At 42.4% G+C, this 2,231-nt stretch carries 1 protein-coding gene; it reads left to right on the top strand.

Features of this window, described 5'->3' with window-relative positions; all coding sequences use genetic code 11:
* Window positions 1-10: 10 nt before the first annotated feature.
* Window positions 11-2,231, top strand: a 2,221-nt coding sequence (locus tag AC1DND_RS26205; protein ID WP_477585573.1) for a TonB-dependent receptor plug domain-containing protein, incomplete at its 3' end; no start/stop codon positions are given.

Below are 2,231 nucleotides of genomic sequence, written 5' to 3'. Positions count from 1 at the left end.
GAATTATAACATGAGACTGATATGCTATTTATGGCTCCGATGGAGAATGTTATTTTTTCCAGGGTTATTGTTTTTCTTTCTTTTCACTCCTTCAGATGTATATGCACAGGAGAACAGACTTGAAAAGCTTGCAGTACCGGTTAAAATTTCAGGGAAGATTATCGTTGCTGATGCAACAGAAAACGGTGTTTACATCCGGTCGAAAACAGGGGGGACGAGTACGAGCGATTCGGTCGGTAATTTTTCCCGTGTGGTGAAATATCTTCCGGATACATTAAAGTTTTCAAAAGTAGGATTGTTTCCTATTGTTCGGATTCTCAGGAAAATGGAAGATTTAAAGGATCCTTTGATAATCCGTATGGTTGCAGAAGTTAAAGTACTGGAAGAAGTGCAGGTAAATACAGGCTATCAGCGTGTAAAACCAAATGAGATCAATGGAGCGGTGTCTGTCATTGATGAAAGAATGCTGGGCGCGCGGACTGGAACAAATGTTCTTGACCGTATTCTAGGGCAGACTTCAGCGGTACTGTTGAATACCGGGAAAACAAATAGTAATCCACAGAATAAAACGGGGATTTCCATACGCGGGCTGGGTACGATTAATGGGCCTCTTGATCCCTTGATTGTGCTGGATGGATTTATTTATGAAGGGGATATTAACAATATTAATCCATTCGATATCGAAAGTGTATCGGTGTTGAAGGATGCCTCAGCTTCGTCAATTTGGGGGGCGCGAGCAGGAAACGGGGTAATAGTGATCACCTCGAAGAAAGCAAAACTGAACCAGTCCCTAAATGTATCGTTTAATGCAAATGCGACGATTAAATCGCTACCTGATTTAAATTCCCTTTCAGAAATGGCTGTTGCAGAAAATATTGAAGCAGAAAGATTCCTTTTTGACAACGGGTTTTTCAATAACAGGATAAACAATGGTTATGCTGCCCTTTCACCTGCTGTGGAGCTCTTTTTGGCAAGACGCAATGGTAAACTTTCCGATGCAGAGGTCAATAGTAAACTGGATGCTTTCCGCTCAGGGAATCTTAAACAAGATTGGTTGAATGAATTTTATACGCATGCGCTTACCCAGCAGTATGGGCTGAATATAAGATCTGGTACAGCAAAGCATGCTTACTCAATAAGCGGAGGGCTGGATAACGCTTACGACCAGAATTATGCGGTTTCAAAAAGATATAATTTAAGGTTTTCCAACGATATCGTAATCACACCGAAACTATCGTTGTCAACGTCTTTAAACTTAACTTTTGCATCCACAAAATCAGGTAGGCCTTCCTATGGATCTGTTACTTACGCGGGTAGGCAGCCTTATCAGTTTTTACGGGATGCATCTGGAAATCCAATAAAATGGGCACAGATCTACAGACCAGCTTTCGTTGATACTTTGGGAAACGGAAAGCTGCTTGATTGGAACAATTATCCCACAGAAGACTACAAGCATGCTATTGCTACGACTTCAAGGCAGGAAATACTGGGGTCAGCTGCGCTGAAATACCGCTTTACGGACTATCTTGATTTAGAAGCAGGATACCAGAGGCAAAAGCAAAATGGGACAAATGTCCAGCATTTTGATATGGAGAGTTATTTTACCCGGAATGTCATTAATTCCTTCAGTCAGCTGAACCGTTCCACCGGTGTTGTTAAGTACATTGTTCCTTTGGGCGGAATACTCAATACAGGTACCAGTGAGGTGAATTCCGCTACTGGAAGATTGCAGTTGAACTTTAACAAAAACATCGGGGTTTCTTCCATAACGGCTATTATGGGTGCCGAGGCCAGGGAGGGACAGACGATTGGTAATGGGAATTCGGTGTATGGTTATAAGGAAGATCCATTGGTTTATCAGCCTGTGGATCTGGTGGGGCTTTACCCACATTTCATTACTGGAACAAATCAGCAGGTCCCAAATTCGCTCAGCCTTACCAGTAATCAATACCGTTTTTTGAGTTTTTACGCTAATGCATCTTACAGTTATAAGGGTAAGTACCGGATTTCCGGAAGTCTGAGAAGGGACGRCTCGAATGTTTTTGGCGCAGAAACGAATGATAAATGGAAACCTTTATGGTCAGTAGGTCTTGGATGGTCACTTTCACAGGAGGCTTTTTACAATATCTCCTGGCTACCGGTTTTAAGGCTTTCGGCTACCTATGGAAAAAGCGGCAATGTTGATCTTTCAAAAACAGCACAGGCGGTTGCTGTCGCGAGCACAAATACAT

The organism is Pedobacter sp. 01N416, assembly GCF_056399685.1.
The sequence above is the reverse complement of the archived record's forward strand: the minus strand, read 5'-3'. Positions and strand labels throughout refer to the sequence as shown.